This window comes from Phenylobacterium sp. (assembly GCF_041916435.1).
In the GTDB taxonomy this organism is placed as follows: Bacteria; Pseudomonadota; Alphaproteobacteria; order Caulobacterales; family Caulobacteraceae; genus Phenylobacterium.
The window spans coordinates 1-23434 of sequence record NZ_JAYRZM010000001.1 but is presented as its reverse complement, the minus strand read 5'-3'; the positions used below and the strand labels follow the sequence as shown (position 1 = coordinate 23434).

The 23434-nt window shown below is 69.9% G+C and carries 17 protein-coding genes, 1 tRNA gene and 2 rRNA genes; 6 read left to right on the top strand and 14 right to left on the bottom strand.

Annotated elements, in window-relative coordinates:
• Positions 1 to 9: 9 nt before the first annotated feature.
• The 4 genes from ACE3TA_RS00100 to ACE3TA_RS00085 form a co-directional block, all read right to left on the bottom strand.
• Positions 10 to 1446 (bottom strand): glutamate synthase subunit beta, encoded by a 1437-nt coding sequence (locus tag ACE3TA_RS00100; RefSeq protein ID WP_374569643.1) that lies wholly within the window; start codon positions 1444 to 1446, stop codon positions 10 to 12.
• Positions 1447 to 1471: 25 nt separating this feature from the next.
• Entirely contained in the window at positions 1472 to 6118 is a 4647-nt protein-coding gene (gene gltB / locus ACE3TA_RS00095; RefSeq protein ID WP_374569642.1) for a glutamate synthase large subunit, read from the bottom strand.
• Positions 6119 to 6256: 138 nt separating this feature from the next.
• On the bottom strand, positions 6257 to 7402 hold the full coding sequence (locus tag ACE3TA_RS00090) for an L-lactate dehydrogenase (protein WP_374569641.1): 1146 nt from the start codon (positions 7400 to 7402) through the stop codon (positions 6257 to 6259).
• Positions 7403 to 7442: 40 nt separating this feature from the next.
• Complete coding sequence (locus ACE3TA_RS00085; RefSeq protein WP_374569640.1) at positions 7443 to 8201, bottom strand: hypothetical protein; 759 nt, start codon at positions 8199 to 8201, stop codon at positions 7443 to 7445.
• 172 nt (positions 8202 to 8373) lie between these two features.
• Between ACE3TA_RS00085 and ACE3TA_RS00080 the strand changes: the two genes are divergently transcribed.
• Positions 8374 to 8700, top strand: coding sequence for a hypothetical protein (locus ACE3TA_RS00080; protein WP_374569639.1), 327 nt, complete (start codon positions 8374 to 8376; stop codon positions 8698 to 8700).
• Between the two features lie 7 nt (positions 8701 to 8707).
• On the opposite strand, the gene ACE3TA_RS00075 is transcribed toward ACE3TA_RS00080, so the two are convergent.
• From ACE3TA_RS00075 to rlmJ, 5 genes are all read right to left on the bottom strand, one after another.
• Positions 8708 to 9388 (bottom strand): cytochrome b/b6 domain-containing protein, encoded by a 681-nt coding sequence (locus tag ACE3TA_RS00075; protein ID WP_374569638.1) that lies wholly within the window; start codon positions 9386 to 9388, stop codon positions 8708 to 8710.
• Positions 9385 to 9864 carry a cytochrome c gene (locus tag ACE3TA_RS00070; RefSeq protein WP_374569637.1) on the bottom strand — a complete coding sequence of 160 codons (480 nt, stop codon included), beginning with the start codon at positions 9862 to 9864 and terminating at the stop codon, positions 9385 to 9387. Before ACE3TA_RS00070 ends, ACE3TA_RS00075 begins: the two co-directional genes overlap by 4 nt.
• 110 nt (positions 9865 to 9974) lie before the next feature.
• Entirely contained in the window at positions 9975 to 10535 is a 561-nt protein-coding gene (locus tag ACE3TA_RS00065) for a sugar transferase (protein ID WP_374569636.1), read from the bottom strand.
• Between the two features lie 71 nt (positions 10536 to 10606).
• Complete coding sequence (locus ACE3TA_RS00060) at positions 10607 to 11221, bottom strand: hypothetical protein (RefSeq protein ID WP_374569635.1); 615 nt, start codon at positions 11219 to 11221, stop codon at positions 10607 to 10609.
• Positions 11222 to 11389: 168 nt separating this feature from the next.
• Entirely contained in the window at positions 11390 to 12211 is an 822-nt protein-coding gene (rlmJ, locus tag ACE3TA_RS00055; protein WP_374569634.1) for a 23S rRNA (adenine(2030)-N(6))-methyltransferase RlmJ, read from the bottom strand.
• Positions 12212 to 12346: 135 nt separating this feature from the next.
• Here rlmJ and ACE3TA_RS00050 point away from each other — a divergent pair, with 135 nt between their 5' ends.
• On the top strand, positions 12347 to 13576 hold the full coding sequence (locus tag ACE3TA_RS00050; RefSeq protein ID WP_374569633.1) for an LLM class flavin-dependent oxidoreductase: 1230 nt from the start codon (positions 12347 to 12349) through the stop codon (positions 13574 to 13576).
• Positions 13577 to 13589: 13 nt separating this feature from the next.
• Here the strand turns inward: ACE3TA_RS00050 and ACE3TA_RS00045 are convergent, their stop codons facing one another.
• Positions 13590 to 15587 (bottom strand): TonB-dependent receptor, encoded by a 1998-nt coding sequence (locus ACE3TA_RS00045; RefSeq protein WP_374569632.1) that lies wholly within the window; start codon positions 15585 to 15587, stop codon positions 13590 to 13592.
• 205 nt (positions 15588 to 15792) lie between these two features.
• On the opposite strand from ACE3TA_RS00045, the gene ACE3TA_RS00040 reads away from it, so the two are divergent.
• The 4 genes from ACE3TA_RS00040 to ACE3TA_RS00025 all read left to right on the top strand — a co-directional run bounded on the left by ACE3TA_RS00040 (position 15793) and on the right by ACE3TA_RS00025 (position 20944).
• Positions 15793 to 17403: a M10 family metallopeptidase gene (locus ACE3TA_RS00040; protein ID WP_374569631.1), complete on the top strand. Its 1611-nt coding sequence runs from the start codon at positions 15793 to 15795 to the stop codon at positions 17401 to 17403.
• Between the two features lie 266 nt (positions 17404 to 17669).
• A complete protein-coding gene (locus tag ACE3TA_RS00035; protein ID WP_374569630.1) occupies positions 17670 to 17879 on the top strand; it encodes a hypothetical protein in 210 nt (69 codons plus the stop codon).
• Between the two features lie 147 nt (positions 17880 to 18026).
• Positions 18027 to 18446, top strand: coding sequence for a GtrA family protein (locus ACE3TA_RS00030; protein WP_374569628.1), 420 nt, complete (start codon positions 18027 to 18029; stop codon positions 18444 to 18446).
• A 233-nt stretch (positions 18447 to 18679) separates the two neighbouring features.
• Entirely contained in the window at positions 18680 to 20944 is a 2265-nt protein-coding gene (locus tag ACE3TA_RS00025; protein WP_374569627.1) for a transferrin receptor-like dimerization domain-containing protein, read from the top strand.
• 67 nt (positions 20945 to 21011) lie between these two features.
• On the opposite strand, the gene ACE3TA_RS00020 is transcribed toward ACE3TA_RS00025, so the two are convergent.
• From ACE3TA_RS00020 to ACE3TA_RS00005, 4 genes are all read right to left on the bottom strand, one after another.
• On the bottom strand, positions 21012 to 22664 hold the full coding sequence (locus tag ACE3TA_RS00020) for an alkaline phosphatase family protein (protein ID WP_374569626.1): 1653 nt from the start codon (positions 22662 to 22664) through the stop codon (positions 21012 to 21014).
• A gap of 130 nt (positions 22665 to 22794) precedes the next feature.
• Positions 22795 to 22871, bottom strand: a tRNA-Met gene (locus tag ACE3TA_RS00015).
• 57 nt (positions 22872 to 22928) lie between these two features.
• Positions 22929 to 23043, bottom strand: a 5S ribosomal RNA gene (gene rrf, locus ACE3TA_RS00010).
• Between the two features lie 74 nt (positions 23044 to 23117).
• Positions 23118 to 23434: ribosomal RNA gene (locus tag ACE3TA_RS00005) — 23S ribosomal RNA — on the bottom strand; the annotation flags it as partial.

Here is a 23434-nt window from a genome sequence, read left to right as displayed (position 1 = left end):
GGGGCCGCCCTATCGGGGCAGCTTGCTCGCCCCCATCAGGTAGGCGTCCACCGCCTGGGCGCACTGGCGGCCCTCGCGGATCGCCCAGACCACCAGCGACTGGCCGCGCCGCATGTCGCCGCAGGCGAACACCTTGGGCGTGGAGGTGCGGTAGTCGTTGGTGTCGGCCTTGACGTTGCCGCGGCCGTCGAGCTCGCAGCCGGCCTGGCTCACCAGCCCTTCATGGCGCGGGCCGACGAAGCCCATGGCCAGGAACACCAGGTCGGCCTTGATCTGGAACTCGCTGCCGGCGACCTCGGTCATCTTGCCGTCCACCCACTCCAGGCGGACGCACTCGATGGCCTCGAGCTTGCCGTTCGAGCCCAGCGCCCGCTTGGTGGCCACGGCGAAGTCGCGCTCGCAGCCCTCCTCGTGGCTGGAGGAGGTGCGCAGCTTCAGCGGCCAGTCCGGCCACGTCATCTGCTTGTTCTCCTTCACCGGGGGCTGCGGCATGATCTCGAGCTGCGTCACCGAGGCCGCGCCCTGACGGTTGGACGTGCCGATGCAGTCCGAGCCGGTGTCGCCGCCGCCGATCACCACCACGTGCTTGCCCTTGGCCGAGATCGTGCCGCCAGGCGCAGCCACGTCCTCGGGGTCGCCCGCCACGCGCTTGTTCTGCTGGCGCAGGAAGTCCATGGCGAAGTGCACGCCGTCCAGCTCGCGGCCCGGCACGGGCAGGTCGCGCGGGTTCTCGGCCCCGGCGGCCATCACCATCACGTCGTAGTCGTCCAGCAGCCGCTCCACCGAGACGGTCACGCCGATCTCGAAGTTGGTGCGGAAGATCACCCCCTCGGACTCCATCTGCTTGATGCGACGGTCGATGAGGTGCTTCTCCATCTTGAAGTCGGGGATGCCGTAGCGCAGCAGCCCGCCGATGCGGTCGCTCTTCTCGAACACGGTCGGCGCATGACCGGCGCGGGCGAGCTGCTGGGCGCAGGCCAGGCCCGCCGGGCCCGAGCCGACCACCGCCACCCGCTTGCCGGTGCCGCGGGGCGACATCTGCGGGGCGATCCAGCCTTCGGACCAGCCCTTGTCGACGATCGCGCACTCGATCGTCTTGATGGTCACCGGCGTGTCCTGGATGTTCAGGGTGCAGGAGGCCTCGCACGGGGCGGGGCAGACCCGGCCGGTGAACTCCGGGAAGTTGTTGGTGGACTGCAGGTTGTCCAGGGCCTCGCGCCACTGGTCGCGATAGACCAGGTCGTTGAAGTCCGGGATCTGGTTGTTCACCGGACAGCCCTGGTGGCAGTACGGAATCCCGCAATTCATGCAGCGCGACGCCTGCTGGTTCAGCTCGGGAGCCGGCAGCGGGACGACGAACTCGTTCCAGGTCTTCAGGCGTTCCTTGGCCGGCTCGTAGCCGCGGTCATGGCGCTCGACTTCGAGGAAGCCGGTGGGCTTGCCCATCTCGGTTTCTCCTAAACTTGAATGCTTATTCGGCGGCGACGGCGGACGCGGCGGCCCGTTCGGCCGCCAGATCCTTCAGCGCCCGGCGGTAATCCCTGGGCATGACCTTCACGAAGCGGCCGACCGCCTCGTCCCAGTTGTCCAGGATCTCCCGGGCGCGCTCGCTGCCCGTGTAGAGCAGGTGGCGCTCGATCAGGATCTTCAGCCGCTCGGCGTCGTAGGCGAGCATGTCGCCCATGCCGCTGTTCTCGGCCGAGACCGAGCGCTGGCTGGGCCGGCCCTCGGCGTCCTCATCGTCGTTGGAGGTGGCCGGCGCGACGGGCTCCAGGTCCACCATCGCCGGGTTCACCAGATCCTTGAAGCGGCCCTCGGGGTCGTAGACGTAGGCCGCCCCGCCGCTCATGCCCGCGGCGAAGTTGCGGCCGGTCTCGCCCAGCACCACCACGACGCCGCCGGTCATGTACTCGCAGCCGTGGTCGCCCACGCCCTCGACCACCGCCACGGCGCCGGAGTTGCGCACGGCGAAACGTTCGCCGGCCACGCCCTCGAAGTAGGCCTCGCCGGCGATGGCGCCGTAGAGCACGGTGTTGCCGACGATGATGTTCTCGGTCGGCTTGCGGCTCGATCCGGTCGGCTGGCGCACGACGACGCGGCCGCCGGACAGGCCCTTGCCGACGTAGTCGTTGGCGTCGCCGGTCAGCTCCAGCGAGACGCCGCGCGCGGCGAAGGCGCCGAAGCTCTGGCCGGCGGTGCCGGTCAGGCGCACGGCGATGGTGTCCTCCGGCAGGCCCGCGTGGCCGTAGCGCTTGGCGACCTCGCCGGAGAGCATCGCGCCGACCGTGCGGTTGATGTTGCGGATCGTGGTCTCGATCCGCACCGGCTCACGCCGCTCCAGGGCCGGCTCGGCCTCGGCGATCAGCTTGTGGTCCAGGGCCTTGTCGAGGCCATGGTCCTGGCGGTCGAGGTTCCAGAGGCCCTTGGCGGCTTCCATCGGGGCCGAATGCAGGATGCGCGACAGGTCGACGCCGCAGGCCTTCCAGTGGTCCAGCGCCTCGCGCATGTCGAGCCGGTCGACCCGGCCGACCATCTCGTTGAAGGTGCGGAAGCCCAGCTCGGCCATGATCGCCCGCACTTCCTCGGCCACGAAGAAGAAGTAGTTGATCACGTGCTCGGGCTGGCCGGTGAAGCGCGCGCGCAGCACCGGATCCTGCGTGGCCACCCCCACCGGGCAGGTGTTCAGGTGGCACTTGCGCATCATGATGCAGCCGGCCGCGATCAGCGGCGCGGTGGCGAAGCCGAACTCGTCGGCCCCGAGCAGGGCGCCGACCACCACGTCGCGGCCGGTGCGCAGACCGCCGTCCACCTGCACGGCGATGCGGGTGCGCAGGCCGTTGAGCAGCAGGGTCTGCTGGGTCTCGGCCAGGCCGATCTCCCAGGGCGAGCCGGCGTGGGTGAGCGAGGTCAGCGGCGAGGCGCCGGTGCCGCCCTCGAAGCCGGAGATGGTCACGTGGTCGGCGCGCGCCTTGGAGACGCCCGCGGCGACGGTGCCCACGCCCACCTCGGAGACCAGCTTCACGGAGATGCGGGCGGCCGGATTGACGTTCTTCAGGTCGTGGATGAGCTGGGCCAGATCCTCGATCGAATAGATGTCGTGGTGCGGCGGCGGGCTGATCAGACCCACGCCCGGGGTGGAGTGGCGCACCCGGGCGATGTTCTTGTCGACCTTGTGGCCCGGAAGCTGGCCGCCCTCGCCGGGCTTGGCGCCCTGGGCCATCTTGATCTGGATGTCGTCGGCGTTGACCAGGTACTCGGTCGTCACGCCGAAGCGGCCGGACGCCACCTGCTTGATCCGCGAGCGCATGGAATCGCCGTTGGGCAGGGGCTTGAAGCGATCAGGCTCCTCGCCGCCCTCGCCGGTGTTCGACCGGCCGCCGATGCGGTTCATGGCCAGCGCCAGGGTGGTGTGGGCCTCGCGGCTGATCGAGCCGAAGCTCATCGCACCGGTGGAGAAGCGCTTGACGATGTCGCTGGCCGGCTCGACCTCCTCCAGCGGGATCGGCCCCGCCTCCGGCTTGAACTTCATCAGGCCGCGGATGGTGAGCAGGCGCTCGGACTGTTCGTTGATGCTCGCGGCGAACTGCCGGTACTCGTCCGGCAGATTGCCGCGCACGGCGTGCTGCAGCTTGGAGACCGATTCCGGCGTCCAGGCGTGGGCCTCGCCGCGCAGACGGAAGGCGTAGGTGCCGCCCACGTCCAGCATGGTTTTGTAGATCGGGTTGTCGCCGAACGCGTCGCGGTGGCGGCGCACCGCCTCCTCGGCGATCTCGAACAGGCCGACGCCCTCGATGGTCGTGGCGGTGCCGGTGAAGAACTTCTCCACCAGCGCCGAAGACAGGCCCACGGCGTCGAAGATCTGCGCGCCGCAATAGGACTGGTAGGTGGAGATGCCCATCTTGGACATCACCTTCAGCATGCCCTTGCCGACGGCCTTGATGTAGTTCTTGCGCACCTCGTAGGCGGACAGCTCGAGGCCGCTGCGCACGCGGATCTGCTCCAGCGTCTCGAAGGCGAGATAGGGGTTCACCGCCTCGGCGCCGTAGCCGGCCAGGACGCAGAAGTGGTGCACCTCGCGCGCCTCGCCGGTCTCGATGACGAGGCCGGTCTGCATGCGCAGGCCCTGGCGGATCAGGTGGTGGTGCACCGCCGCGGTGGCCAGGGCCGCCGGGATCGGGATGCGGTCGGCCGAAACCGCCCGGTCCGACAGGATCAGGATGTTCTTGTCGGCCAGCACGTTGTCGGTGGCCTCGCGGCACAGGCGCTCGAGCGCCCGCTCCAGCCCCACCGCGCCTTCCTCGGCCGGCCAGGTGGCGTCCAGCGTCTCGGTGCGGAACGAGCCGTCGAGCAGTTCGCTGATCGAGCGGATCTTGGCCACGTCCGCGTTGGCGAGGATCGGCTGGGCCACTTCCAGGCGCTTGTGCGTGCCGGCCTCGCGGCCCAGCAGGTTCGGGCGCGGGCCGATCATCGACACCAGGCTCATCACCAGCTCCTCGCGGATCGGGTCGATCGGCGGGTTGGTGACCTGGGCGAAGTTCTGCTTGAAGTACTCGTAGAGCAGCTTGGGCCGCTTGGAGAGCACGGCGATCGGCGTGTCCGCGCCCATCGAGCCGATCGGGTCCTCGCCGGCCTTGGCCATGGGCTCGAGGAAGAACTGGATGTCTTCCTGGGTGTAGCCGAAGGCCTGCTGGCGATCGAGCAGCGGGGCGGGATCGTTGACCAGCTCGGGCTCCGGCTCGTCGACGTCGGGCAGCTCTTCCAGCTTGAACTGGGTCTCGGCCAGCCACTCCTCGTAGGGCTCTTCCTCGGCGAGGCGACGCTTGATCTCCTCGTCCTCGATGATGCGGCCCTCTTCCGTGTCGATGAGCAGCATCCTGCCGGGCTGCAGGCGCCACTTGCGCACGATCTTCTCGTCCGGAACCGGCAGCACGCCGACCTCGGAGGCCATGATCACCATGTCGTCGTCGGTGATGACGAAGCGCGCCGGACGCAGGCCGTTGCGGTCGAGGGTCGCGCCGATCTGGCGCCCGTCGGTGAAGGCCACGGCCGCGGGGCCGTCCCACGGCTCCATCAGGGCGGCGTGATACTCGTAGAAGGCCTTGCGCTTGGGATCCATCAGCGGATTGCCGGCCCAGGCCTCGGGGATCAGCATCATCACCGCGTGCGCCAGCGGAATGCCGCCGGCGAGCAGGAGCTCCAGGGCGTTGTCCAGGCAGGCGGTGTCGGACTGGCCGTGCGGGATCAGCGGCCACATCTTGTCCAGGTCCGGCCCCAGGAGGTCGGATTCCAGGGTGCGGCGGCGCGCGTTCATCCAATTGACGTTGCCGCGGACGGTGTTGATCTCGCCGTTGTGGGCGATGAACCGATAGGGGTGCGCCAGCTTCCAGGACGGGAAGGTGTTGGTGGAGAACCGCTGGTGGACCAGCGCCAGGGCCGACACCGTCAGCGGGTTGGACAGGTCCTCGTAGAAGCCGCCCACCTGGCCGGCCAGGAGCAGGCCCTTGTAGACCACCGTGCGCGTCGAGAACGACGGCATGTAGAAGTCGGTCAGGCCCGGCAGGTTGTTCTTTTCGGCGAGCTGGGCCAGCGGGTTCTGGGTCTGCTTGCGCACGGCCAGGAGCTTGCGCTCGTGCGCGTCCTGGTTCTTCACGTTCGGCCCGCGGCCGACGATCGCCTGGCGGATCACCGGCATCTCGTCGAGCACGGCCTTGCCCAGGCCGTCGGTGTTCACCGGCACGTCGCGCCAGCCGATCAGCGGCTGCTTCTCGACGCGCAGGAAGTGCTCGAACTTCTCGACGGCGAGGCTGCGGGCGGCCGCGTCGCTCGGCAGGAAGCACATGGCCACGGCGTATTCGCCGGGCGGGGGGAGCTCCACCTGTTCCTTGGACGCCCAGTCGCGCAGGAGCGCATCCGGAATCTGCAGCAGAATCCCGGCGCCGTCGCCCACCAGCGGATCGGCGCCGACGGCGCCGCGGTGGTCGATGTTCAGCAGAATCTGCAGCCCGGCGGTGACCACGTCGTGCGATTTGCGGCCTTTGATATTGGCTACGAAGCCAACGCCGCATGCGTCGTGTTCATTACGCGGGTCGTACAGACCTTGCCGTTCAGGCGCCCCCATTCGGACCTTCCCACTGCTATAGGCGCGCGTTTAGACGGCCGGCGTGACCGGTCGTCCAATGCGCTGCTGGAACGGGCATTTACCCGGCAAGATCATGCCTTGTCGATGGGGCCCAGCCCATCACATTGAAATGATCTTCTAATCTGCAGCGTCCAGCAGCGTCCGATCGGCGTTTCGCGCGCGATTGCAGCCGGTCAGCACCATGGCGGTCGCCAACTCGCTCTTCAGGGTGCCGAGCATCCGCGAAACCATGGGCCGGCCTCCCGCGCCCAAGGCGAAGGCCCAGGCGCGGCCGACCAGGCAGGCCTTGGCCCCCAGCGCCAGGGCCTTGAGCACGTCGAGACCGGAGCGCACGCCGCCGTCCATCAACACGTCCAGGTCCGCGCCGACGGCGTCGACGATGCGCGGCAGGGCCGCGACGCTGGAGCGCACGCCGTCGAGCTGCCGGCCGCCGTGGTTGGAGACCACGATCCCCTGGGCGCCGGCCTTGACCGCGTCGCGGGCGTCCTCGGCGTCGAGCACGCCCTTGATGATGATCGGCCCGTCCCAGATCTGGCGCACCCAGTCGATATCGGCCCAGGTGACCGAGCGGTCGAAGTTGCGGGCGATCCAGCCGAGGAAGTCGGTGACGCTGCGCCCCTGCGGAATGGCGCCGGCCACCGAACCCAGGGTGTGGGGCCGGCCGTTCACGAAGACGTCCCAGGTCCAGTCGGGGTGGGTGATCCCCTGCCAGGCGGTGTTGATCTGGCCGCTCAGGCCCCTGCCGGCGAAGCCGGAGCGGGCGTCGCGGTAGCGGGCGCCCGGCAGCGGCAGGTCGACGGTGAACACCAGCACCGGGCAACCCACGTCGCGGGCGCGGGCCAGCAGCTCCTTCATGTAGCCCCGGTCCTTGAGCATGTAGAGCTGGAACCAGGGCGGGGTTCCCGAGCCGGCGGCCACCTCCTCGGGCGTGCAGACGCCGACGGTGGACAGGCAGAAGGGCACGCCGGCCTCGGCGGCGGCGGCCGACGCCTGCACCTCGCCCCTGCGGGCGTACATGCCGGCCATGCCCACCGGCGCCAGCCCCACCGGCATGGCGAGCTTCTGGCCCACCACCTCGACGCTCATGTCCACCTCGGTCATGTCGCGCATGACCCGCTGGCGCAGGGCGAGCGCCTGCATGTCGGCGACGTTGCGGGCCAGCGTCACCTCGGCGTAGGCGCCACCGTCGATGTATTCGAAGAACATGTGGGGCAGGCGCCGCCGCGCCAGCTCGCGATAATCCGAAACCGACGCCGGGGTCATCCGCCCTGCCCTCTTCTTGTTGCTTTCGCCCGTTCGCGCCTCAGGCCTGCGCCGCCACGACGGGCGCCGCGGCCGCCTGGGGCGGCGGGCCCATCATGATCCACACCTGATGGGCTCGGGCGAGAAGTTCGCCCGAGGCGCTGAACAAGGCAACGCCCGCGAACTCCTTGCGCCCGTCGCGCTCCAGCGGCCATGCGGTGACGATGCAGGGCTCCCCGGCCGCGGGACGGCGCAGGACCTCGCCGGTCATGGTGCCCAGGAGCGCGCCATGGCGGCCCTCCTTGATCACCCAGGCGAAGTAGCCCGGACAGTCGAGCGCGGCCCAGATCACCTCGACCGGCGTCAGCCCGTCCTCGTCGGCGAAGGCGGCGTGCGGCGTCCAGGGGCCGGCGCTGACGCCGGGCTCGGCGCCTTCAAGCTGGCCGACGAACACGCGCAGGCCGTCGCCCTCCTCGCGCTCGGGCCCGCAGGAGAAACAGATGGGGTGGAACCGCTGGCCATGGCCCGGATGGCGCGCCGCGGCCGCCTGGGCCGCCTCCAGGCCGGGGGCGGCGGGAGGCTCGGGAAGCTGGCCGGCGTCGGCGGCCTCGCCCTTGCCGATCAGCGCGCCCTCGGCGTCGAGCATCAGCGTCTCGCCGTTCTCGGTCTTCAGGCTCAGGGGCGTATCGAGCGGCACGCGGGCGCGGATCACGGCCTTGACCGGCCCCTCCAGGTCGCGGGCCAGAACACCCGCCACATAACCGCCGTTGCCGGAATTGGGCGGCCCGCAGAACCGGGCGCCGACGACGAAATCCGTCATGATCGCTCCAAGCATCAATGAAATGGATCAATGCAATGACCGAGCTTTTCCATGGAACCTGAACTATGGCAAAGCGGAAATCGGCGCGGCGGCGTTGGACCCGTCACGACGGCGCGTTAGTTTGCAACCGGCCGACCGGCGACGGATTCGGCGAGGTTCTAAGGAGAATGCGGTGAGCAAAGGGATCGAACGGCCTTGGGCATTGATGCGCCACCACGCGGGCTGGGCCGACGTTTTCCACGTGGAGACGGAGACCGGCGACTCGGTCACGGGCTTCTACCCCGACCGCGAAACCGTGGGCCCGCCGGTGACCTACAGCGTGCGCGCGGTGCTGGCCCGCTTCCCCACCATGGAGGCGGCCCGCTCCGCCCGTGAAGGCGCGGTGCTGGAATGGCGCAAGCACGACGCGGCGGTGCGCGACGCCGAGGCCGCCCTGCGCGACGCCGAGAAGGCGCGCGAGGACGCCTGGCTGAGCTGCTTGCGCGACGCGGCGGGCTGAGCCGCCGCTAGATCCTCAGGCCCTTGGCCACGAACCAGGCGACCGCGACGGCCAGGACGATCCCGACCAGGACCAGCCAGGCCGGCGCGAAGCGCACCTGCGGCGCGGCGGACGTGAACGCCCGCCAGCCGGTGACCATGGGCCGCACGAGGTTCTCGCGCTTGTAGACGAGGTAATAGGCGATCGCCGCCAGGTGCAGCCCGATCAGGACGACGAGGATGTTGAAGCTCGTTTCGTGCAGCTCGGCGAACACGCGGCCGGTGTCGAAATCGACGAAGGTCGACAGCGGCCCGGACTCCAGGCCGTCGACGTCCACCGCGAAGAGGCCGAAGACCACCTGGGCGATCAGGGCCGCGATCAGGGCGATGACGCTGAGCGCGCCCAGCGGATTGTGGCCCGCGCTCTCGGACGGCTCGCGCCGCCCGAGCGTGCGCGCATAGGCGAGCACCGCGCCCGGCCCCTTCACGAAGCTGGCGAAGCGCGCCGTGGACGAGCCGGCGAAGCCCCAGAAGAGGCGGAAGACCAGCAGGCCCAGGACCGTGTAGCCGGACCAGCGGTGCCAATCCATGTGGCCGGTCTCGGCCGACCACCAGGAGAACGCCACCAAGCCGACGAGCGACCAGTGGGTCACCCGCGTGGGCAGGTCCCAGAGCCGGCCGCGGACGGCGGGCGCGACGGCGTCGGTCATTTCTCCGGCGCGCGGTACTTGTCGTGGCAGGACTTGCAGGTTCCGCCGGTGGCCTTCACCTGGGCGCGCAGGGCCGCCAGATCGCCGCTGGAGGCGACCTTGTCGAGCTTGGCCGCCTCGGTCTGGAGGTTGCGCTCGGCGGCGGCGAAGCCGGCGGCGTCGGACCAGACCTCAGGCAGGGCGCGGGTCTTGGCGCCGGACTCCACGCCGCTTCCCTTCGGGAACCAGGTCGGAACCTTGGCGGCGAGTTGATCCATCTGGGCCGCGGCGGCGCCGATCTTGGCCATGTCCGGCGAGCCGCCCTTCAGCTCGTCGTTGATGGTCTTGAACGCGCCTCCCAGGTGCTTGAAGTTCTCCTGCCGCGCGGAAACCGCGTTCTGGGCCGCCGTGGCCGCCAGAGCCGCGCTCGCGCTCGCCGCGACAAGCACGCCCGCGACCACCCATCCGAAACGCCGTCCGCCTGTAAGCTTGGTCATCCACTCACCTTTCCTGCGTCTTGGCTCAGGCGCGCGAGATTGCCCGGCGGTTCGATACAGCGTCAATCCGCCCGGTGAAGGTTGAGACCAAAGGTGCGTGATCGGCGCGCTCAGTGGCTGACGCCCGCGCCCTTCGCCGCCGAAGAGAACGTGCGCAGGATGATGAAGAGGTCGAAAGCCATGGAGCGGCGCTGCAGATAGGCCGCGTCCAGGCGCACCTTCTCCGGAATCGGCAGCTCGTCGCGGCCGTTGATCTGGGCCCAGCCGGTGACGCCCGGGCGCAGGCGGTGGACGCCGGCCTCGGTGCGCAGGGCCACCAGGTCGTCCTGGTTGAAGAGGGCGGGCCTGGGGCCCACCAGGCTCATGTCGCCCACGAGCACGCTCCAGAGCTGGGGCAACTCGTCCAGGCTGGTGCGGCGCAGGATGCGGCCGAGCGGGGAGATCCAGCGATCGGGATCCTCCAGCAGGTGGGTGGCCACGTCCGGCGTGTCGATCCGCATGGTGCGGAACTTGGGCATGCGGAAGATGACGTTGTCGCGGCCCACCCGCCGCGACCAGTGCAGGGCCGGTCCCGGAGAATCCGCCCGCACCATCAGGCCGATCGCCAGCAGCAGCGGCCACAGGCAGGCCAGCGCCGCCGTGGCGATCAGGATGTCGAACGCACGCTTCACGCCCAGGACCGCGCCGCCTCCCGCCCCGTCTTCGAGGCCAGATGCTTACGCGCTCGGCGCGCGCGCCGCCACTAGCTCTCCGAGGCGGGCTTGGCGGCGGCCTTCGGCTTGGCGGCGGCGGGCTTCTTCTTGGCCGGCGGCTTGGACGCGGCGGCGGCCTTGGTCGTCGCCGGCTTGGCGGCGGCGGACTTGGCGGGCGCGGCCTTCACCGGCTCGGGCGCAGGGGCCTCGGCGACGGGCGCGGGAGCGGCCTCGACCGGCGCGGGCGGCTCGACCACGGCGGCTTCGGGCGCGGCGGGCTCGGGCGCGGCTTCCACCACCGGCTCGGCGACCTCGGGAGCGGCCTCGACCACGGGCTCGGCGACCACTTCGACGACCTCGGCGAGCGCCTCGACCACGATCGCCGCGGGCTCGGGCGCCTCGGGCTCAGCAGGAGCGAGCTCCTCCACCACCGGCTCGGGGGCGGGCTCCGGCGCGAAGGCCTCGGCTTCGAGGGCTTCGGTCTCGATCTCGGCGTCCACCGCGGGCGCGACGTCCAGCAGCGGCAGGCGCCGGGGCATGGCCATCAGCGCCTCCAGGTTCACGGGCTTGGCCAGGCGCGCCATCCACCAGTAGGCCACGCCGGCCGAGGCGGCGCCGGCGAACATCATCCAAAGCGGTGAAACCGCGCCAACAGGAAGCCGCATCGCGGTTTCCAACTTCGCGAGCGCGTCGGCCCGCTCCTTCCACATGCCAGAAAACTCGACCATAGGCGGCTCCTGCATCTGCGCTGAATTGTGCGGTGCAGCACAGCATAGCCGATGATCTCGCAACCGCAAAAGGCGAACTGCGGCGGCGGCGTGATCAAACCGGCGTCAGAGCCGCCAGACCTTGCCCTGGCCGCCCTCGCCCTGGGCCTTGGCGGGCCAGGCGCAGATGTCGGCGAGGTCGGCCTCCAGACCGGCGGGCGCATTCACGAACACCATCGCGCAGCCGTTCATCTTCATGGGATCGGAGAGCGGGCGCATGCGCGTCTCGGCCACCAGCACCGGGCCGGGCTCGGCGTCCTCCAGGTCGCGCAGGAAGGCGTCGAAAGTCTCCAGGTCCTTCAACGGCAGCCAGATGGCGACGACCGCCGCGGCGTTGCGCGCGCGCACGGCCCGGACCGTCTCGACGATGCGGCGGTAGTCGTCGGGCTTCTCGAACGGCGGGTCGATCAGCACCAGCGCCGCGCCCCGGGCGGGGCAGCGGACCGGCGCCTCGGCGAAGCCGTCGGCGCGCAGCGTCTCGACGCCCCGCCGATCCCCCAGCGCCGCGCGCAGGGCGCCGTGCTCCTCGGGATTGAGCTCGCAGCCCAGATAGCTGTCGCCAGGTCTCAGAGCGCGGGCGATCAGCCAGGGCGAACCTGGATAGCGGCGGACCGGGCCGGCGCCGTTCAGCTCGCGCACGGCGGCCTTCAGCGGACCGTAGGCGGCGGGCGCTGCGGCCTCGTCCATCAGCCGCAGGATTCCCTCCCGCGCCTCGCCGGAACGGCGCGCGTCGGCGCCGGCCAGGTCGTAGAGTCCGCGGCCGGCGTGGGTGTCGATCACGCTGAGCGGGCCCTTGGCGCCGGTCAGGCGCTCCAGCACGGCCAGGACGGCGGCGTGCTTGACGATGTCGGCGAAATTGCCGGCGTGGAAGGCGTGGCGATAGTTCAAACCGTGTCTCTTCGGCGTGCCTCTTCGAGCGCCGCTCCCTAGCATGAATTGCCGTGACGGCATCTGGCGCAGCGCCGCAGCGCGCGGCTATGGTGATCGCTGATAAGGCGCGGCCCGCGCTCCAGGGAGGTATTCGTGTTCGGACCCAAGCTGCGCTTCGGCGCCTTCATCGCGCCCTTCCACCCGGTCGACGAGAACCCGACCCTGGCCCTGCACCGGGACATGGAGCTGGTCGAGTGGATGGACAAGCTCGGCTACGACGAAGCCTGGATCGGCGAGCACCACTCGGCCGGCTATGAGCTGATCGCCTCGCCGGAGGTGTTCATCGCCGCAGCGGCCGAGCGCACCAAGCACATCCGCCTGGGCACGGGGGTGTCGTCCCTGCCCTACCACCATCCGATGATGCTGGCCGACCGCATCAACCAGCTCGACCACATGACCCGCGGGCGGGTGATGTTCGGCGTCGGCCCCGGCTCGCTGGTGTCCGACGCGTTCCTGATGGGCATTCCGGTGGCCAAGCAGCGCGACCGGATGGACGAGGCGCTGGACGTGCTGGTCCCGCTGCTGCGTGGCGAGACGGTGACCTACAAGGGCGAGTGGTTCGAGCTGATCAACGCGCGCCTACAGATGACGCCCTATTCGCGGCCCGGCGTGGAGATCGCGGTCGCCAGCCAGGTCTCACCCACCGGCGCGCGGGCGGCGGGCAAGCACGGGGCGGGCCTGCTCTCCATCGGCGCGACCTCGACGGCGGCGTTCAACGCCCTGGCCTCCAACTGGGCGATCGCCGAGGAGCGGGCCGCCGAGTTCGGCCAGACCATGGACCGCTCGGCCTGGCGTCTGGTGGGGCCGATGCACATCGCCGAGACCCGCGAGAAGGCCATGGAGGACGTGCGCTTCGGCCTGGAGAAGTGGATCTACTACTTCAAGGAGATCGCCAACCTGCCGCTGGTGCCCGAGGGCGTGAGCGACCCGGTCGCGGCCATGGTGGACAGCGGCATGGCGATCATCGGCACGCCGGACGACGCGGCCGCGCGCATCCAGCAACTGGCCGACCAGTCCGGCGGCTTCGGCTGCTTCCTGCTGATGGCGCACAACTGGGCGCCCTGGGAGGCGACCAAGCGCTCCTACGAGCTGATCGCGCGCTATGTGGCGCCGCGCTTCCAGGAGCTGAACGTCAACCGCGAGGCCTCGATGGCCTGGGTGGGCGAGAACAAGACCACCTTCACCGCCGCCATGCAGGCGGCGGTGGGCGCGCGCATCGCCCAGCACATGATGGAGAAGGGCGCGCAGAACATCCGCCCCGAGCTGGTCGAGGCGATCACCGCCGCGGTGCAGGCCGACAGCGCCAAGACGCCGGCGGAATAGCCGCCGGCCGCTTTCAGCGCCTCAGGGAGAAGCCGACCCTGACGGCGCGCGGGGCGGCGTAGCTTTCCACGCCGGTGGCGGTCTCGGCCACTTCCAGGTCCGTGTCGGCGAGGTTGTCGACGGCCAGATAGACCTCGGCGTCCTGGCGCACCTTCCAGGCGGCGCGGGCGTCGACGACCACCCCGGGCGAGAGCCTGCGGCTGTTGAGGTCGTCCTCGTAGCGCATGCTTTCGTAGCGCGCGTCGGCGGACAGGGTGAGCCGCTCCAGCGGCGACCAGTCGAGGCCGGCGGTGGCGGTGACCTCCGGCGTCTGGGCCGGGCGCTTGCCGGTGAGCTGGGGCGCGGAAGCGCCGCCGTCGACCCGCGCATGGGTCGCCGAGGCCGCGGCGCGCAAGGAGAGCTGGGGCGAGACGTCCCAGGCTAGGTTCGCCTCCAGCCCCCAGGCCTCGATGGACCCGGCGTTCTGGCGCTGGCGCAGCACGCCGCCGGCCGGGATGAAACCCGCGACCGGGAAGGTTCCCGGCCCCACGCCGATGGTGACGTTGGTGATCGGGTCCTGCAGTTGGTTGTAGAAGGCGGTGAGCGACCAGGGCGCCTGGCCCTCGCCTTGCAGGCCGATCTCGGCGCCGTAGAGCGTCTCCGGCTTCAGCGCCGCATTGGCCTCGGTCACGTCATTGCCGACGCGGAACGGCCGGTGCAGCTCGTTGAGCGTGGGCGGGCGAAAGCCGGCGTAGGCCGCGCCGCGCAGCCACAGGCCCTCGACAAGGCGGTAGCGCGCCCCGAGGCGGCCGGTGGGGGTGACGCCGGAGTTGTCGGCCGAGCCCTGGTCGAGCAGCAGCGCGCCGGTGGAAAGGTCGGTCTCGCGCCGGACCGCGCCGGTGTTGGACCAGGCGTCCACCCGCGCCCCGCCGGTGAGGATCAGCCGCTCCCTGGCCAGGGTCGCCTCGGCGTAGACGCCGCCCACGGCGGTGCGGCCGCCGGCCTCGCGGCCGCGGGTGAAGCCGGAGCCCAGGTTGCGGAAACGCTCGTGGGTGCGGCCTTCGGCGAAGCGGGCGTCGGCGCCCAGCTCCCAGGTGAAATCGGCCAGGCGGGAGCGCCAGGCCGCGTTCAGGCCCCAGCCGACCGCCGGCGTCGAATACTGGTCGTTGGCCGGCGTGGTGGAGGAGCGGTCGGCGGCGACGGCGGCGGAGGTGTTGTGCAGGTCGCTGGAGCGCAGCCAGGCCTGGGCGCGCCAGCCGCCGGCGTCGGGCGTCGGCGCCCGGGCGACCGAGACGGCGGCCGAGGCGCCGCGATCGAGCGAATTGGCGCCCTCGAGGCCGGCGCCGCGGCGCTCCTGATAGACGCCGAGGCGCACGGCGGCGACGGCGTCGCCGAACTCGTGCTGGAAGCGGCCGGAGGCGGAGACGTCATGCAGGTCGGCGCGCGTATCGGCCGCGCCGCGCGCCGCGCCGCGCACCGGCGTGTAGCCCTCGGTGGTGGAGCCGGCGGCGGTGAGGAACAGGCCCTTCGTCCCGCCGGCCATGGCCAGGCGGTAGGACTCCCAGGACCCGGCGGAAGCCTCCAGCGCCTGGAGCCCGTCCACGGCCGGACGCTCCTCCAGGGCGACGACGCCGGTCAGCGCCCCGGCGCCGTAGGGCCCGGAGCCCGCGCCGCGCACGATGCTGACGCCGGCGAGACCCTCGGGCGGCAGCGACGACCAGATCACCCAGCCGCCGAAGGGATCGTTCTGCGGCGCGCCGTCGAGGGTGACCAGCGCGCGGCCGGCGCCGGAGGGCGCGATCGAGCGCAGCGAAACGCCCTGGATCGTGGGATTGGCCGCGTCGCTGCCGGTGCGGCGGAACAGGGAGACGCCGGGCGACCGCTTCAGCGCGTCATCCAGACGAGGCGCGAGGGCCAGCGCCTGCTGGCCGAGCCGCTCCACGGCGAAGGCCGCGTCGCCCGGAGCGGGCGGCAGTCGCGGCGGGCTGACGATGACGACTTCGACGTCGGTCGGCGGAGGAATCGCGGGCATCGGTTTCAGTAGTCGGAAAGCGCCGTTGCGTCAGTCCAGCGTGGACGAAACTTTCAAGGACTGTTCACCAGTCGCGACCAGACTGAACAGAAGCGTCCGATGGACACTGCGTCGCCGCTGCGGCTAGGCGGACAAGTCCTGTCCGTGGCAGATTGACCGCGTTGTACGGGCGTGGCGCTCGCCGCCCCACCTTTGAGGATCTTGGATGGCCGCTCCGGACCAGAGCACGATCGTAAACTCGCTGCTCTACGCCAACCAGTACTGGAGCGGATCGACCGTAACCTGGAGCGCCGCCACGGCGACCAGCGTGTGGTCGGGCTACGGCCCCAGCGACGAGCCCTACCAGGCCGAATACGCCACCCTGAGCGCGTTCCAGGTGACGCGCTTCGCCGAGGCGGTGGCGGCCTGGGACAAGCTGGTGGCGATCGACCTGGTGCAGGTGAGCGACACCGAGCCCGGCCAGATCCGCGTGGCGTTCACCAACACCGACTCCCTGGCCGGCGAGAACGTGTGGGGCTACGCCTACGCCCCGCCCTACCAGGGCTCGGGGACCGGCACGGGATACCAGGGCGACGTCTGGATCGACTACAACCACGGCTCCTCGACCTTCGCCGAGGGCAGCTACGACTACATGGTGCTGATCCACGAGCTCGGCCACGCGCTGGGCCTGAAGCACCCCTTCGAAGACGGCGCGACCCTGCCGACCGACTACGACAACATCAACAACACGGTGATGTCGTACACCGACGGGGACAGCTACGTTCACTGGACCTTCGAGACGACCCAGACCGGCATCCAGTCGGTTCCGACGGAGGTCTACCCGTCGACGCCGATGGTCTACGACATCGCCGCGATCCAGGCGCGCTACGGCGCCGATCCGAACACCGAGGCCGGCGACACCACCTACACCTGGTCGCAGTCGAACGCGTGGGTACAGGCGATCTACGATGCGGGCGGCAACGACACGTTCGACCTTTCGAACTTCACCCGCGGCTCGATCGTGGACCTGACGCCGGGGGCCTATTCGAGCATCGGCTACTGGTCGGAGGCCGACCAGGTGGCCTACTGGAGCAGCAAGTACGGCTGGGCCTCCGACTTCATCGCCACCCAGTTGGCGCAGAGCCCCTACACTTGGTCGAACAACGTCGGCATCGCCTATTCGACGGTGATCGAGAACGCGATCGGCGGCTCGGGGAACGATACCATCACCGGCAACGACGTGGCCAACACCCTGCGCGGCGGGGCGGGCGACGACAGCCTGTCCGGGGGCCTCGGCCAGGACTACCTGCGCGGCGAAGACGGCAACGACGTGATCCAGGGCGGCGCCGACTTCGACAACATCAACGGCAACGCCGGCAACGACACCGCGCACGGCGGCGCGGGCGACGACTGGGTGGTCGGCGGCAAGGACCAGGACCTGCTCTACGGCGACGACGGCAACGACGTGGTCAACGGCAACATGGGGCTGGACACCGTGTACGGCGGCGCCGGCGACGACTGGGTGCGCGGCGGCCAGAACAACGACAGCCTTTCCGGCGGCGACGGCAACGACTGGCTCTCGGGCGACAAGGGCGACGACACCATCTCCGGCGGGGCCGGCGCGGACACCTTCCACACCTCCGGCGACGCGGGGATCGACCGCGTGATCGACTTCAGCCGCGCGGAAGGCGACAGCGTGCTGGTGGACGCCGGCACGACCTATACCGTCAGCCAGGTGGGCGCGGACGTCGTCATCGACATGACCGGCGGCGGACAGATGATCCTGGTGGGGGTGACCCTGTCGAGCCTGACGGGCGACTGGATCACCGGCGCCTAGCGGACAGACAGCGGCGCCCAATTGCGCCGCACCGCAACATCGCAATGCTGCATCGCAAAATCTTCGCTTGATGCGGCCCGCGAACGGCGGCATTTCACGCCTCAGGCAAAGTGATCGACGTTCAGTTGAGATCACGGCCGGAGGAACGCGCCGGGAGGTGGTTGATCTCAACCCCCTTTCCGGGAATGCAAAAAATGGTTCGTTTTGTTGCTCTGGCGGCCGTCGCCGCTGCTATCGCCGTCCCCGCGAGCGCCCACGAAGTCCGCGTGTCGCTGACGTCGAAGACCCCCGAACAGATCCAGTCCGACATCACCGCCGCCGCGCGCAGCGTGTGCCTGCGGGCGACCTCGAGCGAGAGCTTCCGGCTGGAAGCCTACGGCCGCTGCAAGAAGGACACGGTCAAGGCCGCGATGGCCAAGGTGTACGGCGCCGGCGAAATGGCCGCGACCGACTCGGCCAAGCTGGCCCAGCGCTGATCGCGCGTTCATCGAACGTGGGAGGGCCGGCGGAAACGCCGGCCCTTTCCATTTGTCCCGCCGGGCCGCGGGCCCGCGCGACAAAGTTTCTGGACGGTCAAGCTCTGTTGATGACGGCGGGCCCGGGTCTGGACCATATTGCGCCCGATGCCGCCCCTGCCCCTCCTCGCCGACAATCCGCGCCTGCGCCGCCTGGCGCATGAATTCCTGCGGTTCGCCTCGGTCGGCGTCGTGGCGACGGTGGTGCACTATTCGATCCTGATCTCGCTGGTGGAGCTGGCGCACGCGCCGCTGGTGGCGGCGACCAGCGCCGGCTTCGCCGTGGCCGCGGCCGTCAGCTACACGCTCAACCGCCGCTACACCTTCAGCCACCAGCCGCACTTCGGCGCGGGCCTGTTCAAGTTCATCGCGGTCGGCCTGGTGGGCCTCGGCTTGAACGCCCTGATCGTCGGCGGCCTCGCCCGCGCCGGCCTGCCCTACCTGCTGGCCCAGGTGATCGCCACGGGCACGGTGCTGATGTGGAACTTCACGGCCGCGCGATACGTCGTCTTCCGCGCCAAGTCCTGAGCATCGGTGGGCGGGGCGGCCCGGCCCCGGGCGAGACGGATTTTGATCAGGCCGACGCGCAGCGCGCTCGAATTCGAACCAGTTCGCCCAAAACGCGCCCAAGATCATCAAGAACAACAGCCGGCGCGAGCCCGCTGATCAAAGGTTGCCACCAGTGCGCCGAGCGCCGAGCCTTGCACGCCGGATCACCACGGCGCCCGGCGAGGCGCCGCCAGTCTGAGGAGGATGCCCCCATGATCAACCTGTCCAAACGCCCGCTGATCGCCCTGATTATCGCGGCCGGTCTCGCCGCGCCGATGGGCGCGAGCGTGGCGCAGGCGAAGGGGCCGCCGACCGACCTCAACGCAAGCTTCGACGCCAAGCTGAGCGCCGACGACCAGCGCGACTGGATGAAGCTGATGGCCGCCGAGCCCAACCATGTGGGATCGCCGCACGACAAGTTCCTGGCCGAGTTCCAGGTGGAGCAGTTCCGCAAGTGGGGCTGGGACGCCCGCATCGAGACCTTCGAGGTGCTCTTCCCCACGCCGATCAGCGAGACGGTGGAGATGCTGGGGCCGAAGCCGTTCACGGCGACCCTGCAGGAGAAGCCGATCCCCGGCGACACCAGCGCCACGGCCAAGGATCCGGCCTTGCCCGCCTATCTGGCCTATCAGGGCGACGGCGACGTCACCGCCCCGCTGGTCTACGTCAACTACGGCACGCCCGAGGACTACAAGGACCTCGAGCGGATGGGCGTGAGCGTGAAGGGCAAGATCGTCATCGCCCGCTACGGCAAGGTCTGGCGCGGGCTGAAGCCGCGCCTGGCGCAGGATCACGGCGCGATCGGCTGCATCATCTATTCCGACCCGGCCGACGACGGCTATGCGCAGGAAGCGGTCTATCCGGACGGGCCGATGCGCCCGCCGCAGGGCATCCAGCGCGGCTCGGCCATGGACATGATGATCTATCCGGGCGATCCGCTGACGCCGGGCGTGGGCGCGACCAAGGACGCCAAGCGGCTGACGCGGGAGACGGCCGCCAGCGTGCTGAAGATCCCCGCCCTGCCGATCTCCTACGGCGACGCCCAGGTGCTGATGGCGGCGATGGACGGCCAGGTCGTGCCGGAAAGCTGGCGCGGCGCGCTGCCGATCACCTACCGCGTGGGATCGGGCGGCCCGCCCGTGCACCTGGCCGTCAAGTCCGACTGGAGCCTCAAGCCCGTCTACGACGTGATCGCCACCCTCAAGGGCTCGACCTGGCCCGACCAGTGGGTGGTGCGCGGCAACCACCACGACGGCTGGGTGTTCGGGGCGGGCGATCCGCTTTCGGGGCAAGTGGCGCTGATGGACGAGGCCAAGGCGCTCGGCGCGCTGGTGAAGGCCGGCTGGAAGCCCAAGCGCACCATCGTCTACACGAGCTGGGACGGCGAGGAGCCGATGCTGCTGGGCTCCACCGAATGGGCCGAGACGCACGCCGACGAGCTGAAAGAGAAGGCGATCATCTACATCAACACCGACGGCAACGGGCGCGGCTATCTGCACGCCTCGGGCCATCCGGACCTGGCGAAGTTCATCACCACGACCGCCGCGACGGTCACCGATCCGGAGACCAACGCGCCGGTCACCGAGCGGGCGCGGGCCAGGCTGATGGTGGAAGCCGCCGCCCCCGGCGCGCCGCCTTCGGTGAAGGCCATGGCCAAGGCGGCCGCCGATCCGTCCTCGGCGCTGCCGCTCGGCCCGCTGGGCTCGGGGTCGGACTATTCCTCGTTCGCCGACCATCTGGGCGTGGCCACGCTGAACCTGGGCTTCGGCGGCGAGACGCCCGGCGGCGGCGTCTACCACTCGCGCTACGACACCTTCGAGCACCAGTCCAAGTTCATGGATCCGGGCTTCGTCTACGGAAAGGTGCTGTCGCAGACCGTGGGCCACGCGGTGATCGCCGCGGCCGACTCGACCCTGCCCCTGCAGGACCCGGCGGACATGGCCTCGACGATGGCGCGCTATGTCGGCGAGGTGGAGAAGCTGGCCGACACCAAGCGCGAGGCCGCGCAGGCGCAGGCCAAGCTGCTCGCCGACCACGCGTTCGAGCTGGCGTCGGACCCGACGCTGTCGCACGCCGATCCGACGCCGCTGAAGCCGGTTCCGGCCTTCGACTTCGCGCCGCTCGACACGGCGGTGGCGGGCCTGACCAAGAGCGCCGAGGCCTATAATGCGGCGCTCGCCGCCAAGGGCGCCGGGCTTTCGGCGGCCAAGGCCGCCAAGCTGCAGGCGATCATGGGCTCGATCAGCCAGACCCTCCTGAACGACAAGGGCCTGCCGGGCCGGCCCTGGTACAAGAACATGATCGACGCGCCCGGGCGCTACTCCGGCTACGGCGCCAAGACCCTGCCGGGCGTGCGCGAGGCGATCGAGCAGGAGCGCTGGGACGACGTGACCACCTATATCGGCGTCACCGCGGACGCCCTGAAGGCCTATGCGGCGCGGCTGGACGAGGCCACGGCGCTGCTGAACCAGGCGTAGGAGAGACCGACCGCCGCCCCGTCCCGGCCCGGGAAGGGGCGGCGGCGCGTTCTCGTCCGCTGGCGGGCTAGCGCGGGCAGCCCTGCCCCAGCTCGACGCAGCGGCCGTCGACCGCCGGCGGCGAGACGCCGATCATGGCCGCGAGGGTCGGGGCGATGTCGACGGTCTCGATCGGCGCGGAGCCGGCTTCGGCCTCGACGCCGGGCCACCAGAACTGGATCGGCACGCGGCGGTCGTGATCCCAGGGCGAGCCGTGGCCGGCGACGTTGTCGGCCGGCGACAGCGGAACGCCCAGGCTCGCCCGCTCCTGGTAGGCCACCATGATGTCGCCGCTCCGTTCGGGGTCGTAGCTCTCGTTGAAGCGCTCGGCCATGGTCAGGTCGGTCACCGGCTTGCCGACGGGCGGGGCCGCCTTGGCGATCTCTTCGGCGGAATAGGCCTCGGCCACCTCGGGTCTGGCCTTCAGCCAGGCCAGCGCCTCGTCGATCATGGCCTGGCGCTTGGGCTCGTCGGCCGGGCCGAGGTTGAGGATGATCTGGCGCGCGTCGTTGTTGGCCAGCGGGTCGTAGGCCAGGTCGAACCGCTCGCGAAGATGCGCGCTGAGGCCGCCGACCACCCGGTAGACGTCGACGCGCTCGGCCGGCGTTTCCAGCCGCTCCGCCGCATCCACCGCGCCATGGTCGGCCGTCAGCACCACGACATAGGGTGCGCCGATCGCGTCGAGCTGGTCGAAGAAACGCCCGAGGGCGGCGTCCAGCACCGCCAGGTGGACGCACATCTCCGGGCCGCCGTTGCCATAGCGGTGGCCGATGTGGTCGGTGGCCGACAGGCTGACGGCCAGCAGATCCACGCCTGGACCGCGGCCCAGCTTCCGCCTTTCGACAATGTCCTCGGCGAAGGCCAGGGTGAGCGGGTCGAACAGCGGCGAGACGCGCAGCTGGTCGGCGAACACGCCTTCGACCGCGTTGAGGTCGGTCAGTTCCGCGCCCTCGGACATCGGCGGCGGCAGGGCGCCGGCGGAGGCGTAGCGCCCGAAGGTGTGCGGCGTCTCCAGGGCCTTGCAGCGATCCGGGTATTCGGCCGGCCAGAGCTTGGGCGGCGTCGCGCGCCAGGCCGCGAACGTCTTGTCATTGAACGCCTTGGCCGGCGCCAGCACCTCGTCGGTGGCCGGCCCGGCGTATTGGGAGGTCGAAAAGCCGACGCCGTTGGCCCACCAGTAGACCGCGTCGGCGTGGTGGCCGCCCATCATGATGGCCGCGCGATCCTTGCCGGACACCGCGAACGAGCGCGAGCCCGGCTTCTGCGCGTTCAGCCAGTCGCCCAGGGTGTCCACCCGAAGCAGCGCCGAGCCGCTGGCGGTGAGATCGGCCACGCCGCGGACGGACACGCAGTAGACGTTCGAGCCGGTCGCGCGGTCGTACCAGTTGTTGGCGACGATGCCGGTGCGGGCCGGATGGTCGCCGGTCAGGATGGTGGAATGGCCGGGGCAGGTCTCGGTCGCCCCATGGCTCTGGTAGCCGGCGAAGGACCAGCCGTCGGAGAGCCGCTTCAGCCCGCCGGTGAAGGTCGGCCGATAGCGTTCGAACAGCTCGAGGGAAAACTGGTCCATGACGAGGGCCACGACGAGCTTCGGCTGCGGCGGCGGCGCGGCCTGCGCGCCGGCCGCGGAAGCCAGGAAAACGCCGAGCCAGATCAGGCTCGCCCAAACATATCTCGCCAAGGAATCCCCCATTCGAAAGCCGAACGGGTCAGATACCGGCCGATTGTTGCGTCGCCTTGACGGCCGCGGGCTTTCGCCGGCCCCAAACGCAAAAAAGCCGCCCTGCATTCGCAGGACGGCCTTCGATATTTGGGTGCGGGGACAGGATTTGAACCTGTGACCTTCAGGTTATGAGCCTGACGAGCTACCGGGCTGCTCCACCCCGCGGCGAAGCCGGTGTCGGTGATCGTGATTGAAGGGTCTGAACGTGCATCCGTTTGGTAGACCTGGCGGCGACCTACTCTCCCGCGCCTTAAGACGAAGTACCATCGGCCCAGAGGAGCTTAACGACCGAGTTCGGAATGGGATCGGGTGGGGACTCCTCGGCATAGCCACCAGGTCAACGAAACGGATGCAGTGAAGACATCAATGTCTGGGAAGCTCAAACCAGAGCGCCCATGAGTTCAACTAAGAACGATCAAGCCGATCGAGCGATTAGTACCAGTAAGCTACATGCGTCGCCGCACTTCCACACCTGGCCTATCAACGTAGTGGTCTACTACGGCTCTCGGCGAAGCCTTGTTTTGAGGTTAGTTTCCCGCTTAGATGCTTTCAGCGGTTATCTATTCCACACTTAGCTACCCTGCTGCACAGCTGGCGCCATGACAGGTCCACCAGAGGTGTGTCCATCCCGGTCCTCTCGTACTAGGGACAGATCCTCTCAAGCTTCGTACACCCACGGCAGATAGGGACCAAACTGTCTCACGACGTTCTGAACCCAGCTCACGTAC

What these genes read in the sequence shown, in the direction of transcription:
- ACE3TA_RS00100 (WP_374569643.1), bottom strand. Translation starts at nt 1,446, where the DNA reads ATGGGCAAGCCCACCGGCTTCCTCGAAGTCGAGCGCCATGACCGCGGC.
- gltB (WP_374569642.1), bottom strand. Translation starts at nt 6,118, where the DNA reads ATGGGGGCGCCTGAACGGCAAGGTCTGTACGACCCGCGTAATGAACAC.
- ACE3TA_RS00090 (WP_374569641.1), bottom strand. Translation starts at nt 7,402, where the DNA reads ATGACCCCGGCGTCGGTTTCGGATTATCGCGAGCTGGCGCGGCGGCGC.
- ACE3TA_RS00085 (WP_374569640.1), bottom strand. Translation starts at nt 8,201, where the DNA reads ATGACGGATTTCGTCGTCGGCGCCCGGTTCTGCGGGCCGCCCAATTCC.
- ACE3TA_RS00075 (WP_374569638.1), bottom strand. Translation starts at nt 9,388, where the DNA reads ATGACCGACGCCGTCGCGCCCGCCGTCCGCGGCCGGCTCTGGGACCTG.
- ACE3TA_RS00070 (WP_374569637.1), bottom strand. Translation starts at nt 9,864, where the DNA reads ATGACCAAGCTTACAGGCGGACGGCGTTTCGGATGGGTGGTCGCGGGC.
- ACE3TA_RS00060 (WP_374569635.1), bottom strand. Translation starts at nt 11,221, where the DNA reads ATGCGGCTTCCTGTTGGCGCGGTTTCACCGCTTTGGATGATGTTCGCC.
- ACE3TA_RS00045 (WP_374569632.1), bottom strand. Translation starts at nt 15,587, where the DNA reads ATGCCCGCGATTCCTCCGCCGACCGACGTCGAAGTCGTCATCGTCAGC.
- ACE3TA_RS00040 (WP_374569631.1), top strand. Translation starts at nt 15,793, where the DNA reads ATGGCCGCTCCGGACCAGAGCACGATCGTAAACTCGCTGCTCTACGCC.
- ACE3TA_RS00030 (WP_374569628.1), top strand. Translation starts at nt 18,027, where the DNA reads ATGCCGCCCCTGCCCCTCCTCGCCGACAATCCGCGCCTGCGCCGCCTG.
- ACE3TA_RS00025 (WP_374569627.1), top strand. Translation starts at nt 18,680, where the DNA reads ATGATCAACCTGTCCAAACGCCCGCTGATCGCCCTGATTATCGCGGCC.